Source organism: Streptomyces cinnamoneus (genome assembly GCF_014650495.1).
Lineage (GTDB): Bacteria > Actinomycetota > Actinomycetes > Streptomycetales > Streptomycetaceae > Streptomyces > Streptomyces cinnamoneus.
The window spans coordinates 1-1348 of sequence record NZ_BMVB01000070.1; the positions used below are offsets into that span (position 1 = coordinate 1).

At 65.9% G+C, this 1348-nt stretch carries 1 protein-coding gene; it reads right to left on the minus strand.

Translation table 11 applies throughout. The annotated features are described in order from the left end of the window. Positions 1-1347: NAD-dependent malic enzyme (locus tag IE182_RS31490; protein ID WP_190113415.1), on the minus strand; the 1347-nt coding region annotated here is incomplete at its 3' end. Between the last annotated feature and the right edge of the window lies 1 nt (position 1348).

The following is a 1348-nucleotide window of genomic DNA, read 5'->3' on the forward strand; positions in this document are numbered from 1 at the left end:
GTTGAAGACGCTGGGGATGATGTAGTTCGCGTTGAGCTCGTCCTCGGCGACCACGTCGGCGAGCGCGCGGGCCGCCGCCAGCATCATCTCCGTGTTCACCGTCCGCGACTGAGCATCCAGCAGACCACGGAAGACGCCCGGGAAGACCAGCACGTTGTTGATCTGGTTCGGGAAGTCCGAACGCCCGGTCGCCACCACCGCAGCCGTCTGACGCGCCACACCCGGCTCGACCTCCGGGTCCGGGTTGGCCAGCGCGAACACGATCGCGTCATCCGCCATCGCCGCCACATCCTCACCACCCAGCACGTTCGGCGCCGACACACCGATGAAGACGTCCGCGCCCCGCACGGCCTCCTTCAACGTGCCCGTCATCCCCTCCGGGTTGGTGTTGTCCGCGATCCACCGCAACGCCGAACCCGCATCCGCGGACACCAGATCCTCACGACCCGCATGAACAACACCGTGGATGTCGGCGACGACCGCGTGCTTGACACCCGCGGCAATCAACAGTTTCAAGATCGCCGTCCCGGCCGCACCCGCACCCGACATGACCACCCGCACATCACCGATCGCCTTGCCCACCACCCGCAGGGCATTCGTCAGAGCGGCAAGGACCACGATGGCGGTGCCGTGCTGGTCGTCATGGAAGACGGGAATGTCCAGCGCCTCACGCAGCCGGGCCTCGATCTCGAAGCAACGCGGAGCGGAGATGTCCTCGAGGTTGATACCCGCGAAACCGGGCGCAATGGCCTTGACGATCTCGACGATGGCATCCGAGTCCTGGGTGTCCAGGCAGATCGGCCAGGCATCGATACCCGCGAAACGCTTGAACAGCGCCGCCTTGCCCTCCATCACCGGCAACGCCGCCTTCGGCCCGATGTTCCCCAGACCCAGAACCGCCGAACCGTCGGTGACCACCGCAACACTGTTGCGCTTGATCGTCAGACGCCGCGCATCCTCCGGGTTCTCCGCGATCGCCATGCACACACGCGCCACACCGGGGGTGTAGACCATGGACAGGTCGTCACGGTTACGGATCGGATGCTTCGACGCCATCTCGATCTTCCCGCCGAGATGCATCAGGAACGTACGGTCCGAGACCTTGCCCAGCACCACACCCTCGATACCGCGCAGCTTCTCCACGATCTCGTCGGCATGCTCGGTCGACGTCGTCGCCATCGTGACGTCGATCCGCAGCTTCTCGTGACCGGAAGCGGTCACGTCCAGGCCCGTCACCGAACCGCCGGAGGACTCCACGGCCGTGGTGAGCTGGCTGACGGCCGTCCCACCCGCAGGGACCTCCAGTCGGACCGTCATCGAGTACGAGACGCTAGGCGCCGTTGCCATG